The organism is Vreelandella sp. L-25 (assembly GCF_056857535.1).
In genome coordinates, this window is the sequence record NZ_JBSXNH010000066.1 from 136558 (window position 1) to 152015 (window position 15458).

Genomic DNA, 15458 nt, shown 5'->3' on the forward strand with positions numbered 1-15458 from the left:
TTACGTCAACGTAAGGCTAGCATAAATAAAAAAGCCCCAAGGCGCGAGCCTTAGGGCTGGGTGGCTATTAAGCGATTGGGCTTACTTAGCCTTATGCACCTGACGCCACGCGTGCAGGAGCGGTTCGGTGTAGCCAGAAGGCTGTTCACGGCCCTTGAAGATGAGGTCTGAGGCCGCTTTAAAGGCGGTAGAGCCTTCAAAATCGGCGCTCATGGCGGTGTAAGTGGGGTCGCCAGCGTTCTGCTCGTCAACTACTTTCGCCATACGCTTGAGGGTTTCCTCAACGCGGGGTGCATCAACGATGCCGTGGTGCAGCCAGTTGGCAATGTGCTGGCTTGAGATACGCAGCGTGGCACGGTCTTCCATCAGGCCAACGTTGTGAATATCCGGCACCTTGGAGCAGCCGACGCCGTGTTCAACCCAGCGCACCACGTAACCCAGAATACCCTGGCAGTTGTTATCCAGCTCTTGCTGAATCTCTTCATCCGACCAGTTGGGGTTTTCCGCTACCGGCACGGTGAGCAGGTCATCCAGGAAGTCCGGCTCGCCCTGGGCTTCCAGCTCGCGCTGAACGTCGTTCACGTTTACTTGGTGGTAGTGTAGCGCGTGCAGGGTCGCCGCTGTGGGGGAAGGTACCCACGCGGTGTTGGCACCGGCTTTCGGGTGGCCAATCTTCTGCTCCAGCATGCTGTGCATCAAATCGGGCATGGCCCACATGCCTTTACCGATCTGGGCGCGGCCACGCAGGCCACAGGCCAAACCGACCTGCACGTTGTTCTTCTCGTAGGCGGTGATCCACGCAGCGCTCTTCATGTCACCCTTGCGCACCATCGGGCCGGCTTCCATGGCGGTGTGCATCTCATCGCCGGTGCGGTCCAGGAAGCCGGTGTTGATGAATACCACGCGCGAGGTCGCTTCGGCAATACATGCCTTGAGGTTGACCGTGGTGCGACGCTCTTCGTCCATGATGCCCATTTTCAGGGTGTCACGGCTCATGCCGAGAATGTCTTCCACGCGGCCAAACAGCTCGTTAGCGAAGGCGACTTCTTTAGGGCCGTGCATCTTCGGCTTGACGATATACACCGAGCCTGCACGGGAGTTGCGCGGCTGGTCGGCATCTTTTTTCAGGTCGTGCAGGGCCAGCAGCGAAGTCACCACCGCGTCCAGAATGCCTTCCGGCAGCTCGTTGCCGTTTTCGTCCAGAATCGCCGGGGTGGTCATCAGATGACCCACGTTGCGCACGAACATCAGCGAACGGCCCGGTAGCGTGACGGTGTTGCCGTCAGTGGTTTGCCAAGTGCGGTCGGCGTGCAGCTTACGGGTGAAGGTTTTGCCGCCTTTCTCGATGGTCTCTTCCAGGTCACCCTTCATCAGGCCGAGCCAGTTGCTGTACACACCGACTTTATCTTCAGAATCCACCGCCGCAACGGAGTCTTCGCAATCCATGATGGCGGTCAGCGCGGCTTCAACCACGACGTCTTTGACGTGTGCCGGGTCGGTCTTGCCGATGGGGTGGCTGGCGTCGATCTGGATTTCCAGGTGCAGGCCGTTGTTGGCCAGCAGAATCGATTCGGGGGCGGAAGCATCACCGTTAAAACCAATCAGCTTACCGGAGTCTTTTAGGCCGGTTTCACGGCCGCCTTCCAGACTGACGACCAAGTGGCCGTCGCGGATGGTGTACTTCACGGCATCCCGGTGCGAGCCAGTGGCCAGCGGGGCGGCACGGTCCAGCACGCCACGGGCGTAAGCGATGACTTTTTCGCCGCGTTTCGGGTTGAAGCTGGTGCCTTTTTCCGCGCCGTCCTCTTCGGAGATGGCGTCGGTGCCATACAGCGCGTCGTACAGGCTGCCCCAGCGGGCGTTGGCCGCGTTCAGGGCGTAGCGGGCGTTGCTCACCGGCACCACCAGCTGCGGGCCTGCTTGCGTGGCGACTTCGCGGTCAACATTGGCCGTGGTGGCTTTCACGCTATTTGGCGCGTCTACCAAGTAACCCACTTCTTTCAGGAAGCTGCGGTAGGCGGGCATGTCGCTGACCGGGCCGGGGTTTTCACGGTGCCAAGCGTCCAGTTTCTCTTGCAGCGTGTCGCGCTCTTCGAGCAGCTGGCGGTTTTTCGGGGTCAAATCGTGAAATAGAGCATCGACACCGGCCCAGAAGGCGCTTTCGTCGACGCCGGTGCCCGGCAGAGCCTGCTCGTTGATGAAACGATCTAGGTCGGCTGCCACCTGTAAACGGTGACGCGTGATACGCTCGCTCATGGGGTTCTCCTGTGAAGGTGCCCGTGGTTGGTTTGAGTGCCACGGTTCGGGTGAAGGGTGATTTATGGAAAATACTTCCACACCTGCGTTGGCATGTAAACAGCGTAGACCCTAAAGCGTTAAAATGCTCGACCAAATGATAAGAGCGGGCGGCACCGCCGCTGTTATTTTGTGCTGTTACTCAGCCCATGGAAGTGTGGTGTTCACGGAGAGATGTCAATGCATAATTTCCAGCACTTGGAAGACCTGTTTCGGCAGGCGCAAGGGGAGTCGTCGCTCTCCCGCTTGACGCCAGGCGACGCGCTAACGGACGCTGTGCATGACTACTTTCGCCACTACGGCTTAGAGGCGCTGCTCAACGACACTAGCGAAGTGCATGCTGGATTCGTCGATACCGGACGGTTCGCGCTGTGGTGCCAAGTGTGGAGTCCCCCCGAGCCTACCGGCACCGCCTTTGTCATTCATGGCTATTTCGATCATTTGGGCCTGTACCGCCACCTGCTCAGTTGCCTGCTGGCCAAAGGCTGGCGCGTGGTGCTGTGGGATTTGCCCGGCCACGGGCTTTCCAGCGGCCCCCGGGCGGAAATTGAGGACTTCGATGACTACCAGCACTGCTTGGCGCACCTGCAAGAGACGCTGCAAACTCTCGGCATGGCACCGGAACCGTGGCTGGGCGTTGGCCAAAGCACCGGCGCGGCGATTCTCGCCACCGATGCGCTCACCCGTCGCGACACGGCCGGCTGGGCTGGCATTGTGCTGCTGGCCCCGCTGGTGCGCCCCTGGCGCTGGAGCCAAGCCAGCTGGCTGCATTTAATCGCCAGCCCCTTTGTCAAAGAGCTGCCGCGCAAGTATCGTCCCAACTCCACCGATGAAGCGTTCACCGCCTTTCTACGCGACCAGGACCCGCTACAGCCCGAGCGCTTGAGCGTGGCCTGGATCACGGCCATGCGCCGTTGGATGCCGCGCCTGTTAGCGCTTGAGCCCAACCCGCTGCCCACGCTGATTCTGCAGGGCGAGCAGGACCTCACCGTGGATTGGGAGTGGAACCTGGCCATCCTGGCGGAAAAATTCCCCAACGCGGAGATTCACCGCCACCCGGAGGCGCGCCACCACTTGGTGAACGAAGCAGATCCTATCCGTGAAGTACTGTTTGAAGCGCTGGATAATTTTGTCGATGGGGTTGTCGAGAGTGCTCACCGATAGGTTTCGTCAACGATATCGGTGAGAGGTCTGTCTAAACGTTACGAGCACGAAATGAACGCCGCTGAGCATTCATTCCGTGCTTCACCGACCTATGTTCACACTCATCTTACTGGGCGTTCAGAAAGTCCTCTACATCGAGCAGTATCAGCTCATTATCATCCGCTTGCCCCTGCTGGCGTCCAATCGAGAACGGATAGTTATTATCGTTGGCGACTACGATGGTGCGCTCATCGACGCGATCAACGTTCTCAATGGTGACGAAGGGGAAATTAAAGGTGCCGTCGATCGTGCCTCTCGGCGCAAGGCCCTCTGGATCCTGGATGTCCATCAAATCGATATAGGCGATTTTCTCAAGCACGCCCTGCTCGTCCTTACGTTCGAGATCAATGAGATAGATACGTTTGAATTCGGCGGGGTTCTCTGCCCACGCTTCTCGCGGATCGCCCTGGCGACCATCACGCTCGATGATTAGGCCGCGGGTGCCACCGATAAGATTGAAATCGCCGATGGCGTGACCCGCTGATTCCAATGGGTAATAGCGGGTGGTGTCGCCCCATTCGCCGGTGTCAGTGTCGAGTTCGAACATTCTCAAGACGGGAGTGCCATTGATGGTTTCCGGGGCATTGGCGGTGCTGTCCCAGATCGGCTTTTCCAACAGCGGATAGAGGGTCGTTTGATCTTCGGAGAGCGCCATGCCCTCATAACCGCCGGAGCGAAACACCACCACATCCTCAGCGAGAGGTGCGCCGGGATTTGGGGTGAGGGCAAAGGCATTGTCAGGGGAGCGCAGCGGCGTGCCGTTGGGGTCTGTGGCCAGCACCTGAAGCACTTCGCCTTCGCTATCGACCTGGATGATCCAGGGGCCGAATTCATCGCCAATCCAGTAGTTATCGCCCACTGGCTGTATCGATTCGATATCGAAATCAGCGCCGGTTAAAAAACGACCTGGCGTGGCTTCATTCATAATCGGGAAGGGGACTCGGCGGTTTGGGTCCGATAGTCGAACGGTCTTTTCGATGGCGACGCGGCCGGTGTCCCAGTCGGGCTTGATGATGTTAAACATCAGAATGACGTCGGAGGAGTTCGCTTTGGAGCCAAAGCCGTTATCGGTTAAGACCAAGAAACGGTCATCGCCCAGCGAGCGAATGCCTGAAAAACCCTGCAGTGGCTGGCTGGGGAACGGAAGCGCTAGCCCCGTGGCTTGAACGGTGGTGTAGAGTTGCTCAGCGCGTCCCTCTTGGGCGGTAAAGCGGCCAGAGACGTTGTAGTGCTCAGGGGCGCCGGCCGGAGCCGCCACAAAGGTGCTGCCGGGCAGCTGGGCATGACCGGTTAAGGTGGCGGGAAAGACTGCTTGAGCGTTTGCCGTGCCGGTAAGCGCAAAGAGAGTAGTAAGGGCAGTGGCTAATGCTGGCTTTATCATTGCTATCTCACCATTTTAGACGAGGAGTGGTTGGGGCTGGTTCAGCTTTCGATGATTCTCCTCGGCAATGGTGACGATTGGGTGACAATCAGCAGACGTTTCAGTGGCTGTTAGTGTCCAGCGTGAGCCTGTCCGTTAATAAGCCAAAAACGCCTTGCCTATCAGGCGTAAATGCTAAATGGTTGAGTCTTTAAAGTACGTTACGGAAGGAGAGGAAAATGGCGTCATCGGTAGCGAAAGTTCTTGTATTTGCAGGCAGCGCCCGTGAAGGCTCACTCAATAAACAGCTTGCCAAGCTAGCCGCCCGGCGCATCGAGGCGTTGGGCGGCAAGGCCACGTTCATCGACTTGAAAGCGTACCCCTGCCCGCTGTTCGATGAGGATATCGAAGCCCAAGGAATGCCGGAGAACGTGCTGAAACTGCGTGAAATCTTGGCGGATCACCAGGCGCTGCTAATCGCTTCGCCGGAGTACAACGGTTTTATCACGCCGCTGCTGAAAAACACCCTGGACTGGCTCTCGCGCCCCTACGGCGATACCCCCGGCTTGGGACTGTTTGCCGGTAAGTGGGCGGCGCTGGTGGCGGCTTCCCCCGGCGGCCTAGGCGGTATTCGCGCGCTGCCATTGGGCCAGCAGTTGCTGGCCAACTTGAGCCTCACCGTACTGCCCCAGCCGCTCTCGCTACCTAAAGCGGGCAGCGCCTTCAACGACAGCGGCGCGCTGCATGATGACGCCACGGGGCAAAAGCTGGATGCGCTGTGCCAGCGCTTGGTCGATGCCCTTGCAGCAACGCACGCCCAATGACGAAGGGGCTTATGCCCCTTTCAATAGCCGATCCAACTGCCGGTAGCCGATGGCTTCGATAAAGTGCGGCTGGGAGGGCTTGGGCTCGCCCTGCAGGTCGGCCAGGGTGAGGGCAACGCGCAGCACGCGGTGGTAGGCGCGGGCGGAGAGCTTGAGCTTTTCCAGCACGCCTGCCAGCCAGGCGCGCTCTTCATCATTAAGGGCGCAGGCGGCTTCCAGCGCTTTACCGCTGAGCTGGCTGTTGAGCGCGCCCCGAGCCATTTGCCGCTCCCGGGCCGCCATCACTCGCTCGCGCACCGCGCTGGAGGGCTCGCCCTGGGTTTGTGCGGTGAGCTGCTCCGGGGGCAGCGCGGGCACTTCCACTTGCAGATCAATACGATCCAACAGCGGGCCAGAGAGGCGTGCCTGATAGCGCTGAATTTGGCTGGCACTGCACTGGCAGCGTTGGCGTGGGTCGCCCAGGTGCCCGCAGGGGCAAGGGTTCATCGCGGCAACGAGCTGAAATTGAGCGGGATATCGGCGCTCATGGCTGGCGCGAGACAGATGAATTTCCCCTGTTTCTAGGGGTTGCCGAAGGACCTCCAGTACGTTGCGGGAGAACTCTGGCAGCTCATCCAAAAACAGCACGCCGTGGTGCGCAAGCGATATTTCACCCGGTTTGGGTTTGGAGCCGCCGCCGACCAGTGCGGCGGCGCTAGCGCTGTGGTGGGGTTGGCGGAAGGGCCGTTGGCCCCAGTCGGCTTCCAGTGGCAAGCCACATACCGAACGCACCGCCGCCACCTCCAGGGCGTCGTCCTCGGAAAGCGGCGGCAGAATGCCGGGCAAGCGGCTGGCGAGCATGGTTTTTCCGGTGCCGGGTGGGCCTGCGAGCAATAGGTTATGGCCTCCTGCGGCAGCGACCTCTAACGCCCGGCGGGCCTGATGCTGGCCGCGCACGTCGGCTAAGTCCGCCATGGGGGCGGTAGATTTGACGGAGGCGGAGAGCTGGTGGGGCGGAATTTTCTCCTGGCCCAGTAAGTGAGCCACCACTTGCCAGAGAGAGTCGGCGGGCAGCACCGGCAAATCGCCCGCCAGGGCGGCTTCATCGGCGCAGGCGCGGGGCACGATCAGCGCTTTGTTGGCGCGCCGGGTGGCCAGCGCAAACGGCAGCACACCGGGTACCGCCCGCAGCTTGCCATCCAAGGCCAGCTCGCCTGCGCACTCCATGCCTTCCAGCGCATCCACCGGGATTTGGCCCGAGGCCGCGAGGATGCCCAGCGCAATCGGCAAATCGAAACGGCCACCCTCTTTGGGCAGGTCCGCCGGGGCGAGGTTGAGGGTAATGCGCTTGGTGTTGGGGAAATCGAAGCCCGCGTTGATCAAGGCGCTGCGCACCCGTTCGCGGCTCTCTTTCACGGCGGTTTCCGGCAAGCCCACCAGGGTTAACCCCGGCAAACCGTTGGCTAAATGAACCTCTACATGCACCGCCGGTGCTTCCAACCCCACGCCTGCCCGCGTGGCCACAATGGCTAGCGTCATCGCCTTTCCTCTGCTGTTGTCACTTACTCCAATGTAGGATAAAGATACATTAGCTTAAGTATTTAACCTAACGTAATTAAGAAGGCTTTGGTAGCGCTTAAGCAACTGGTTCAAGTAGCGGAGACGGCTTGACAAGGTAATGCGCTTGCATTAACTTTGTATGCATTACCTTTGCATTGCTATCAGGCGGAGAGCGACAGTGAGCACGCTTATCGAAGACGACTCAACTCTGACGGATCGCTATCAAACGACTGTTCCGGCATCGATTCGCCGGGCGCTAAAGCTGAAGCGCCGAGACCGTATCCATTATACCGTTCGTCCTGATGGAGAAGTGGTGCTTACCCGGGCGAGTGATGAGGCAAAGCCCGACCCTGTGATGGTCAACTTCCTCAATTTTCTAGAGCGCGATCTTCTGGCGCATCCGGAAAATATTCGCCCGGTGACTGCCAGTAGCTTTGCCGAGGCCGAACGGCTTACCGCAGGTATTGAGGTAGACCTCGAAGAGGCGCTGGAAGAGGATGATGACGACGAATGAAGCCTCTGGAGGTTAATGGGTGGACGATTTATGCCCATCCGTTGTTCTTGGAACAAGTCGAAGCACTCACCTTGAAGGTGAGACATCTTCAATCGAAAGATCCTGCCGGATATCGCAACAAGGCGGCCACCAAGCGCCTTGCAGCGATCATGAAGCTGGCCTTGAATGATATTCCGCAGGATCCATCAGGCACTCAATACCGCCAAGGGAACACGCTTGGCACAGAGCACACTCATTGGCAACGAGCAAAGTTCTACCAGCAGTACCGGCTGTTCTTTCGCTACGATGCTGCGAGCAAAATCATTATTTATGTATGGGTCAATGATGACGCTACAAAACGCGCTTACGGCAGTAAACATGATGCTTATTCTGTCTTTCAGAAAATGCTCAGCAGTGGCAACCCACCGGATAGCTGGAAAGCCTTACAGAAAGCCTCAATGAGCGAAGTTGAACGAATTCATTTACTTTTAGCGGCAGATAACAACGATAACTAATTCACACTAGATCTCTTTGGGGAGATCCGCCGGGGCGAGGTTGAGGGTAATGCGCTTGGTGTTGGGGAAGTCAAAGCCCGCGTTGATCAAGGCACTGCGCACCCGTTCGCGGCTCTCTTTCACGGCGGTTTCTGGCAAGTCCATCAGGGTTAATCCCGGTAAGCCGCTGGCTAAGTCTACTTTATCTCAAGCGTTGAGCGCTACTCAGCATAATGGGCATTCAACGCGCTGGTGAGTTCACGGGCAAAGCGCTGGGCGGAGGGGAGAGCGCCAAAGCTCCAAACTGGCGGCAGGCGCAGCAGTCGGCCGTTTTGCACGTTGGGTAAGTGCTGCCAGAGGCCGCTCCCTTCCAACTGCTCTTCCACGCCTGCGGGGAGTGGGTCGACGATGACCAGCGTGGCATCGGGGTAGCGTGCTAGCGCTTCAATACCGGCCAGTGAAAACCCCCAGGCGTTGGTGGGCTGATCCCAGGCGTTGGGCAGCTCAAGCTGCTCTAGAACGGCGTTGTAGAGGCTGTTCTCGCCAAATACCCGCACATGGCGGGCATCCATAAACTGCACCATCAGCAGTGGGGGCGAGTCGCTGTGCTGGCGGCGCAGCTCGGCCATCAGCTGTTCGGTGCTCTCAATCAGCGCCTCGGCTTCGGCGTTGCGGTCGGTCAGCTCGCCCAGTTGGCGGGTGAGGCCCTGCATCTCCTGCCATGTCTCCGCGCCCGGTGAGTAGAGGGCGAAGGTGGCTACCGGGGCGATTTTCTCCAACCGGGGAATTAACCCGGTAAACATAGGCGAGAGCAGCGTTTGCTCGGGAGGCGATTGGGCCAGCAGCTCGAAGTTGGGCTGGGTGCGCAGGCCAATATCCATCACATGCTCGGGAATGCGCGGCTCGCCCACCCAGTCGTGGTAGGCGGGCTGCTGTGCAATGCCGCTCACGGGGGCATTGATGGCCAGCAACGTCTCGGCAATGGTCCAGTCGATGGTGGCCCACTGGGCGTGGCTGGCGGTAGACAGCAGCAGGCCCGCCGCAAGCAGGCTGCGGCGGGCTAGGGTAAGCAGTTTGGGGAAACAGCGCATGTGGTTAGTACCTAGCAATAAGCGCTTTATTTAAACGATTCTTTTTATCAATTGCAAATAGAAACACCCAGGCATGCACAGGGCGCGTGCGCCTGGGTGTGGTCGCTGCTTAGAAACGGTAATGAACGCTGGCGGTGACGCCGCGTTCGGCACCGAAATAGCAGTACTCCAGTGAGTTACACGACGCCACGTACTCTTTGTCCAACGCGTTGTGCACATTCAGGCGGGTTTCGACGCCGTTGAGGCCTGCTGGGCTCCAGTCGTAGCCCAGCGTGGCGTCAACGAGGGTGTAGTCCGGCACCGTGGCGGTGTTGGCGCGGTCAGCGGCAATGTCAGCGTAGTGGCGCACGCCTATGCCAACATCCACACCGCTCAGCCAGCCTTCCTGTATGGCATAGTGGCCCCACAGCTGTACTTGGTGGCGGGGCGAATAAATGGCGTTATTGCCTTGGTTACCGTCGTCGCTCTTGGCGTAGGTAATATCGGTAAAGCTGTAGCCTGCCTGAAGTGAGAGCGCCTCGGTGAGCTGCGTTTGGGCTTCCAGTTCGATGCCTTGCGACTCAATCTTGCCCACGGCGCGGTAGGGGTCGGTAGGCTGCTCTTTGGTGGCCACGTTCTCCTGGCTAATGTGGAACAGCGCTGCGCTGTACTGCTGCCCCTCGTTGGGCTGGTATTTCACGCCGGTTTCCCACTGTTCACCCTCCATGGGAGCAAGCAGGTCGCCGTTGGCATCGACGAAGCTGGTGGGGGTAAAGGCCGTCGAGTAGCTGACGTAGGGGGCGATGCCGTTATCGAACAAGTACACCACCCCGGCGCGGCCGCTAAATTGGGTGTCGCTGAGCGTGCTGGTAGCGCCGCTGTCGCGGTTGGTGTTGTCGATATTGACCCAGTCAAAGCGCCCGCCCAGCGTCACGCGCCAGTTATCCACGGCGATCTGATCCTGAAGGTAGACGCCGGTTTGCTCCAACTCGTGGTTCTCACGAACGGGCGCATAGAACGCCAGCGGCTCGCTACCGTAGACTGGGTTGAAGGCATCCAGCGAGGGAAACGCCCCGGAAGGCCAGGCAACCTCGTTTTCACGCTGCTGGTAATCCGCTCCCAACAACAGGGTGTGCTCCATAAAGCCGCTGGTCAGGCGGGCTTCGAGCTGGTTATCCACCGTTAAGGCCTGAAGCGACTCTTCGCTGCCGGAGTAGTAGCGGGTCAGCTCGTTTGAGGTGGGCGATGCCCAGCCAAAACCATACACCTGATTTAGCGTCACATCTGAATTGAGATAGCGCAGCAGTTGGCGGGCGGATACTCGGTCATTAAAGCGGTGCTCAAGGGTATAGCCAAGCATGCGCTGGGTGCGCTTATAGGCGTCGTAGTTGGCTTCACCATCGAAGAAGTTATTGCTTATTTGGCGGCCATTGCGAGGGGTCACCGCGCCTTCATAAGGCACGCCGGAGTGGTAGCCGCCTTCTGGCTCATCCTGAAGATACGCTTCGACGGTCAGGCTGGTGGCGTCGGTCATGTCCCAGGTCAGCCGTGGCGCAATGGCGTAGCGCTCCTCCTCGGCTGGGCCAAACTGGGTATCGGCGGCGCTGGCAATACCGGTGAGCCGAAACGCAACGCGCTGCTCTTCCCCCAGCGGGCCCGTGAGATCGAACGCGGCACTGCGCTGGTTACTGTTGCCGACTCTGAAGCGCAGCTCGCCGCCCGGTTCAAACTCAGGGCGTTTGCTGTTGAGGGCCACCACGCCGCCCGGTGAGGCGCGGCCATACAGCACGGATGCAGGGCCGCGCACCACTTCGATGCTGTCTAAAAACCAGGGGTCGATGCGCATGCTGCTATGGGAGTTGGCGTCGCCCATCACCTTCAAGCCATCTAAAAAGGTGTTGCTCAAGCTGCCGTCGGAGAAGCCTCTTAACACTAGGTAATCAAAACGGTTAGAAGCCCCTACTTGGTTGCTGTACACGCCGGGAGTGTAGTCGGTGGCGCGTTGCACCGTGGTGACACCGCGCTGTGTCATCTGCGTGTCGGTGATGGTTGAGACGCTCTGCGGGGTTTCGATAAAGGGCGTAGCAACTTTGGTCGCCGCCTGTTGGGCAGTCACAGTGACGGTGGCTAAAGCAGTGCTTGGCTGTGCCGCAGCAGGCGTTGCCAGCGCGATGAGTAGCGCACTGCTCAAGGGAGCCAGTAAAAACAGACGATGGGTGGAGGCCATAAGTGATCCTGGGAGGAGGTGGAATCAGTGTTATTAAGCAATGAGAATTATTACTTTTTATGGCATCGTAAAGGTATGCGTTGTGCCAAGCCAGCTATGCGCGCTGTCATAAGTGATCGCATCAAGGGAACGATGGCTTATGGCTTGTCTCGTTGAAGCTCGTGAGGGGAAACACCGAAGTGGCGCTTAAAGGCGCTCGAAAAATTGCTGGCATGGCGGTAACCGCAGCGGTGGGCCGTGTGTTGAACGCTGTGGCCTTGGCGCAACGATGCGTGCGCCTGCTCCAGGCGCACTTGGCGAATATAGTCGAACAGCGTGCAGCCGTAGCAGGCACGAAACTTCTGGCGCAGGCTGCTGGGGCTCATAGCGGCTTCTTTGGCTAATGCGGTGAGGCTATAAGGCTCGGCGGGATGCTGAGTGATGCGCGCGTGCAGTGACGTGAGGCAATGACGATCACGGGTAGAAAGGCGTTTGTGCTCGGGTAGCGCTGTCTGACATTCGGGCAAACCTAATCCAATCAGTTGCAGTGCTAACCCCTGCCAAACGAGCGCCTGTCGCCAGAGCGAGGGCGGTTGCTCACTAATGGTGCAAAGCGTTTCGCAGAGGGCCTCGGGTAGCTTCCAGCAATGCAAACATGAAGCATCAGGCGGGGTGGGTAGGCCTAAGGGTGCAGTGGTCAGAACCGCAATATTCACAGTACGAAGGCGTGCCTGAACAGGTTGATGCACCGTGAGTGGGTGCCGGGTATCAAAGTGGCTGCATACGCCATCTCCTGCAGAGAGCTGTATCTGCTGCTTGCCCATTTGGAGATGAATAGTGCCTTCCAAGATAACGCTCAAGAACCATGGCACGCTTTGGTAAGACGTGGAGGTATAGCCACGTTCTACCTGCAAATCAGAAAGCGTTAAGTGAATCCCGTGGTGCAGGCTAACGTCATGAACATGACCAGTGGCGACCGGCTGGCGCGGAGAAGTCGGGCCTTCAATGCGGTAGTGAATGCCGAAGCGCTGGCCAAGCTGGGCCAACGAAAAGGGGGTGATTTTAGGCGTTGCTAAGCGTTCCTGCTGAGGCATCGGGGCAGTTGCTATCGTGGGTGGAGCGTAGTGCCTGCGCCGTATTGGTGCTTAACGGCACGCGGGAGGCTGCGGATAAGCGCACGATAGCACTATCACTAGGGTTGTCAATGATAGTGATTCTTGTTCACTGGCATGGGGTGTTGAATTAAGCACAGGGGAGAGGACGGGAGAGAGTGTAGAGATAGTATGAGAGAGAGAGAGGGGCAAGAAGTGGGGCAGCCGAACCTGCCCCATGCCGTGCAAAACGGCGTACTTACTCAGCGCCGTCAGCGGTTGGCTTAGTTGTGCTGGAAGGTTGCACAGGGGCGGGCGGTACTTCAGCTTCTACAGGCGTGGCGGCGGGGGTGTTAGATGCTTCTATCGCCGCTTCCAGGCTGGCCACTTGGCGCTCTAGAGCTTCTACCCGCGAGCGGGTGCGCTGCAGCACATCCATCAAAATATCAAAGTCTTCCCGCGATACCAGCTCCAGGCGGTCAAACGCGCCGCGTACCACCTGCTGGACACCTTTCTGAATATCTTCCGGGGCTTGCGACGCATTCTGTAAGCGGTCGCCGATCTGCTGGGCTAAGCGGCTAATGCGGTCTTGGGGCGCCATGGCTCTCTCCTTAAACGATCACGCATAAATGTGAACTGCTTGTGAGTAAGGATACGCAACCCGCCGACGATTCGCATGTACCGTTTGTTAATTAAGCGCGGTGGGCGTACGTGTACAAATGCATCGAAATGGAGCGACTAGCTTTTTTCAATGTTCTTTTATGGTGCAGGGCAAGTCCGGCACGTAGTAGGTAGTGGTGCTTAGTTACCGCCACTTGCTTATGTTAATAATTTAAGTTTTTGAATTTAAATAATAAAAAAGTGAGTGGCACGGTATGAGCATTAGTAGGGTAAGCACTAAATTCGGGCGGCCATGCCGCTATCCACCGAGCCAGCAGGGGAGATCCGGGATGAAACTCATCACCGCTATCATCAAGCCATTCAAGCTTGACGACGTTCGTGAAGCACTCGCCGACAACGGCGTTCAAGGGATTACGGTTACTGAAGTGAAAGGCTTTGGTCGCCAAAAGGGGCATACCGAACTCTACCGTGGTGCGGAGTATGTGGTCGACTTTCTGCCCAAGGTGAAAGTGGAAGTCGCCGTCGACGATGCGCGCCTGGAGAGCGTGCTGGATGCCATCTGCAATGCAGCGAATAGCGGCAAAATCGGCGACGGCAAAGTGTTCGTCACACCGTTGGAAGATGTGATCCGTATTCGTACCGGTGAGCGCGGTGCTGACGCCGTTTAAGGGCCGACTTTGAGTTGCTGATGACGTTTTAACGTCGCCAAGTATCTCTTCTAAGTACCTTTTCCAAGTACCTCTTCTTAGTACAAACGGGGAACACCTCATGAATGAGTTAGCTGATTTGAGCTATGCGCTCGATACGTTTTACTTCCTGATTTGCGGCGTACTGGTCATGTGGATGGCCGCCGGCTTCTCGATGCTCGAGGCCGGTATGGTACGTTCCAAGAACACCGCTGAAATTCTGACCAAGAACATTGCGCTGTTTGCCATTGCCTGCACCATGTACCTGCTGGTGGGCTACTACATCATGTACTCCAGCGGCGAAGGCGGTTTCCTGCCTAGCCTTGGGTTCCTGATCGGTACCGAGAACAGCGTCGATGCGGTGCTGGCCGGTGGTGATGATGCGCCTTACTACTCCATGCGTTCGGACTTCTTCTTCCAGGTCGTGTTTGTGGCCACCGCGATGTCGATTGTCTCGGGTGCGGTTGCTGAGCGTATGAAGCTGTGGGCGTTCCTAGCCTTTGCCGTGGTGATGACTGCGTTCATCTACCCGGTGTCTGGCTACTGGACGTGGGGCGGCGGCTGGTTGTCTGAAGTGGGCTACTCTGACTACGCGGGTTCCGGCATTGTGCACATGGCCGGTGCGGCTGCAGCGCTTGCCGGTGTGCTGGTACTTGGCCCGCGTAAAGGCAAGTACGGTAAAGATGGCTCTATCCACGCCATTCCCGGTGCCAATATGCCGCTGGCAACGCTGGGTACCTTCATCCTGTGGATGGGCTGGTTCGGCTTCAACGGTGGCTCTGAGCTGAAAATGTCCGATATCGGTTCAGCTAACAACGTTGCGCAAGTGTTCGTGAACACCAACGCAGCGGCTGCTGGTGGTGTCATCGCCGCGCTTATTCTAGCCAAGCTGTGGTTCCGCAAGGCGGACCTCACCATGGCGCTGAACGGCGCGCTGGCTGGCCTGGTGGCGGTTACCGCCGACCCGCTTTCTCCTTCAGCGCTGGGTGCTGCCATTATTGGCGCAGTAGGTGGCCTGATTGTTGTCGCGGCTATCGTAACGTTGGACAAACTGAAGCTGGACGATCCGGTTGGTGCGATCTCCGTTCACGGTGTGGTCGGTATCTGGGGTGTGTTGGCAGTACCGCTGAATAATGGCGATGCTTCTTTCGGTGCACAGTTGATCGGTATCGTGGGCATCTTTGGCTGGGTCTTCATCGCAAGCTTAGTGGTATGGCTGGTGCTGAAAGCGGTCATGGGTATCCGCGTTAGCGAAGAAGAAGAGTATGAAGGCGTCGATATCGCTGAATGCGGTCTGGAAGCCTACCCCGAGTTTAGCGTCAAGAAATAAGCTTGCGCTAATCATGTGAGCTGGCGTGCTCCTTTTGGCCTCCCCACCGTGGGAGGCCTTTTTGTCCTTCCCAGGTAGGTTGCACGCTGGTTGTTATTAGCTAGGTACGTACTGGCTTTTTATTCTCTGCCCATGGCGGTGTATGCTTAACCCACTGGGTAACGGGCTTGGCTATGCGAGCGCCCCGCCAACCTTGATGGGTTATGACAACCGTTCAATAACGCTGTTTTGATAACAGTGGGCCAC

The 15458-nt window shown here is 58.3% G+C and carries 13 protein-coding genes and 1 pseudogene; 6 read left to right on the plus strand and 8 right to left on the minus strand.

Annotation, left to right across the window (positions count from 1 at the left end):
- Positions 1 to 81 precede the first annotated feature (81 nt).
- A complete protein-coding gene (locus tag AC13CN_RS10155) occupies positions 82 to 2256 on the minus strand; it encodes a malate synthase G (protein WP_062373074.1) in 2175 nt (724 codons plus the stop codon).
- A gap of 219 nt (positions 2257 to 2475) precedes the next feature.
- Here AC13CN_RS10155 and AC13CN_RS10160 point away from each other — a divergent pair, with 219 nt between their 5' ends.
- Entirely contained in the window at positions 2476 to 3459 is a 984-nt protein-coding gene (locus AC13CN_RS10160; RefSeq protein WP_273682185.1) for an alpha/beta hydrolase, read from the plus strand.
- Positions 3460 to 3565: 106 nt separating this feature from the next.
- On the opposite strand, the gene AC13CN_RS10165 is transcribed toward AC13CN_RS10160, so the two are convergent.
- Positions 3566 to 4879: an esterase-like activity of phytase family protein gene (locus tag AC13CN_RS10165; RefSeq protein ID WP_089674681.1), complete on the minus strand. Its 1314-nt coding sequence runs from the start codon at positions 4877 to 4879 to the stop codon at positions 3566 to 3568.
- Between the two features lie 218 nt (positions 4880 to 5097).
- Between AC13CN_RS10165 and AC13CN_RS10170 the strand changes: the two genes are divergently transcribed.
- Positions 5098 to 5682, plus strand: coding sequence for an NADPH-dependent FMN reductase (locus AC13CN_RS10170; protein ID WP_054644904.1), 585 nt, complete (start codon positions 5098 to 5100; stop codon positions 5680 to 5682).
- Positions 5683 to 5691: 9 nt separating this feature from the next.
- Here the strand turns inward: AC13CN_RS10170 and AC13CN_RS10175 are convergent, their stop codons facing one another.
- Entirely contained in the window at positions 5692 to 7200 is a 1509-nt protein-coding gene (locus AC13CN_RS10175; RefSeq protein WP_253556760.1) for a YifB family Mg chelatase-like AAA ATPase, read from the minus strand.
- 199 nt (positions 7201 to 7399) lie between these two features.
- Here AC13CN_RS10175 and AC13CN_RS10180 point away from each other — a divergent pair, with 199 nt between their 5' ends.
- Positions 7400 to 7735, plus strand: a complete 336-nt coding sequence (locus tag AC13CN_RS10180) for a type II toxin-antitoxin system PrlF family antitoxin (protein WP_054640759.1) — start codon at positions 7400 to 7402, stop codon at positions 7733 to 7735.
- Positions 7732 to 8229 carry a type II toxin-antitoxin system YhaV family toxin gene (locus AC13CN_RS10185; RefSeq protein ID WP_044629886.1) on the plus strand — a complete coding sequence of 166 codons (498 nt, stop codon included), beginning with the start codon at positions 7732 to 7734 and terminating at the stop codon, positions 8227 to 8229. Before AC13CN_RS10180 ends, AC13CN_RS10185 begins: the two co-directional genes overlap by 4 nt.
- 12 nt (positions 8230 to 8241) lie before the next feature.
- Here the strand turns inward: AC13CN_RS10185 and AC13CN_RS10190 are convergent.
- The 5 genes and pseudogenes from AC13CN_RS10190 to AC13CN_RS10210 form a co-directional block, all read right to left on the minus strand.
- A pseudogene (locus AC13CN_RS10190) lies at positions 8242 to 8412 on the minus strand (magnesium chelatase domain-containing protein); the annotation flags it as partial.
- Between the two features lie 17 nt (positions 8413 to 8429).
- Positions 8430 to 9299, minus strand: coding sequence for an ABC transporter substrate-binding protein (locus AC13CN_RS10195; protein ID WP_483053127.1), 870 nt, complete (start codon positions 9297 to 9299; stop codon positions 8430 to 8432).
- 109 nt (positions 9300 to 9408) lie between these two features.
- Positions 9409 to 11505 (minus strand): TonB-dependent siderophore receptor, encoded by a 2097-nt coding sequence (locus tag AC13CN_RS10200; RefSeq protein WP_483053128.1) that lies wholly within the window; start codon positions 11503 to 11505, stop codon positions 9409 to 9411.
- A 137-nt stretch (positions 11506 to 11642) separates the two neighbouring features.
- Positions 11643 to 12578 carry a helix-turn-helix transcriptional regulator gene (locus AC13CN_RS10205; RefSeq protein WP_483053129.1) on the minus strand — a complete coding sequence of 312 codons (936 nt, stop codon included), beginning with the start codon at positions 12576 to 12578 and terminating at the stop codon, positions 11643 to 11645.
- 256 nt (positions 12579 to 12834) lie between these two features.
- On the minus strand, positions 12835 to 13176 hold the full coding sequence (locus AC13CN_RS10210; protein ID WP_054640763.1) for an accessory factor UbiK family protein: 342 nt from the start codon (positions 13174 to 13176) through the stop codon (positions 12835 to 12837).
- Positions 13177 to 13525: 349 nt separating this feature from the next.
- Here AC13CN_RS10210 and AC13CN_RS10215 point away from each other — a divergent pair, with 349 nt between their 5' ends.
- Positions 13526 to 13864, plus strand: coding sequence for a P-II family nitrogen regulator (locus AC13CN_RS10215; protein ID WP_058579766.1), 339 nt, complete (start codon positions 13526 to 13528; stop codon positions 13862 to 13864).
- 100 nt (positions 13865 to 13964) lie between these two features.
- Positions 13965 to 15212: an ammonium transporter gene (locus tag AC13CN_RS10220; RefSeq protein ID WP_483053130.1), complete on the plus strand. Its 1248-nt coding sequence runs from the start codon at positions 13965 to 13967 to the stop codon at positions 15210 to 15212.
- The last annotated feature ends 246 nt before the right edge of the window (positions 15213 to 15458 follow it).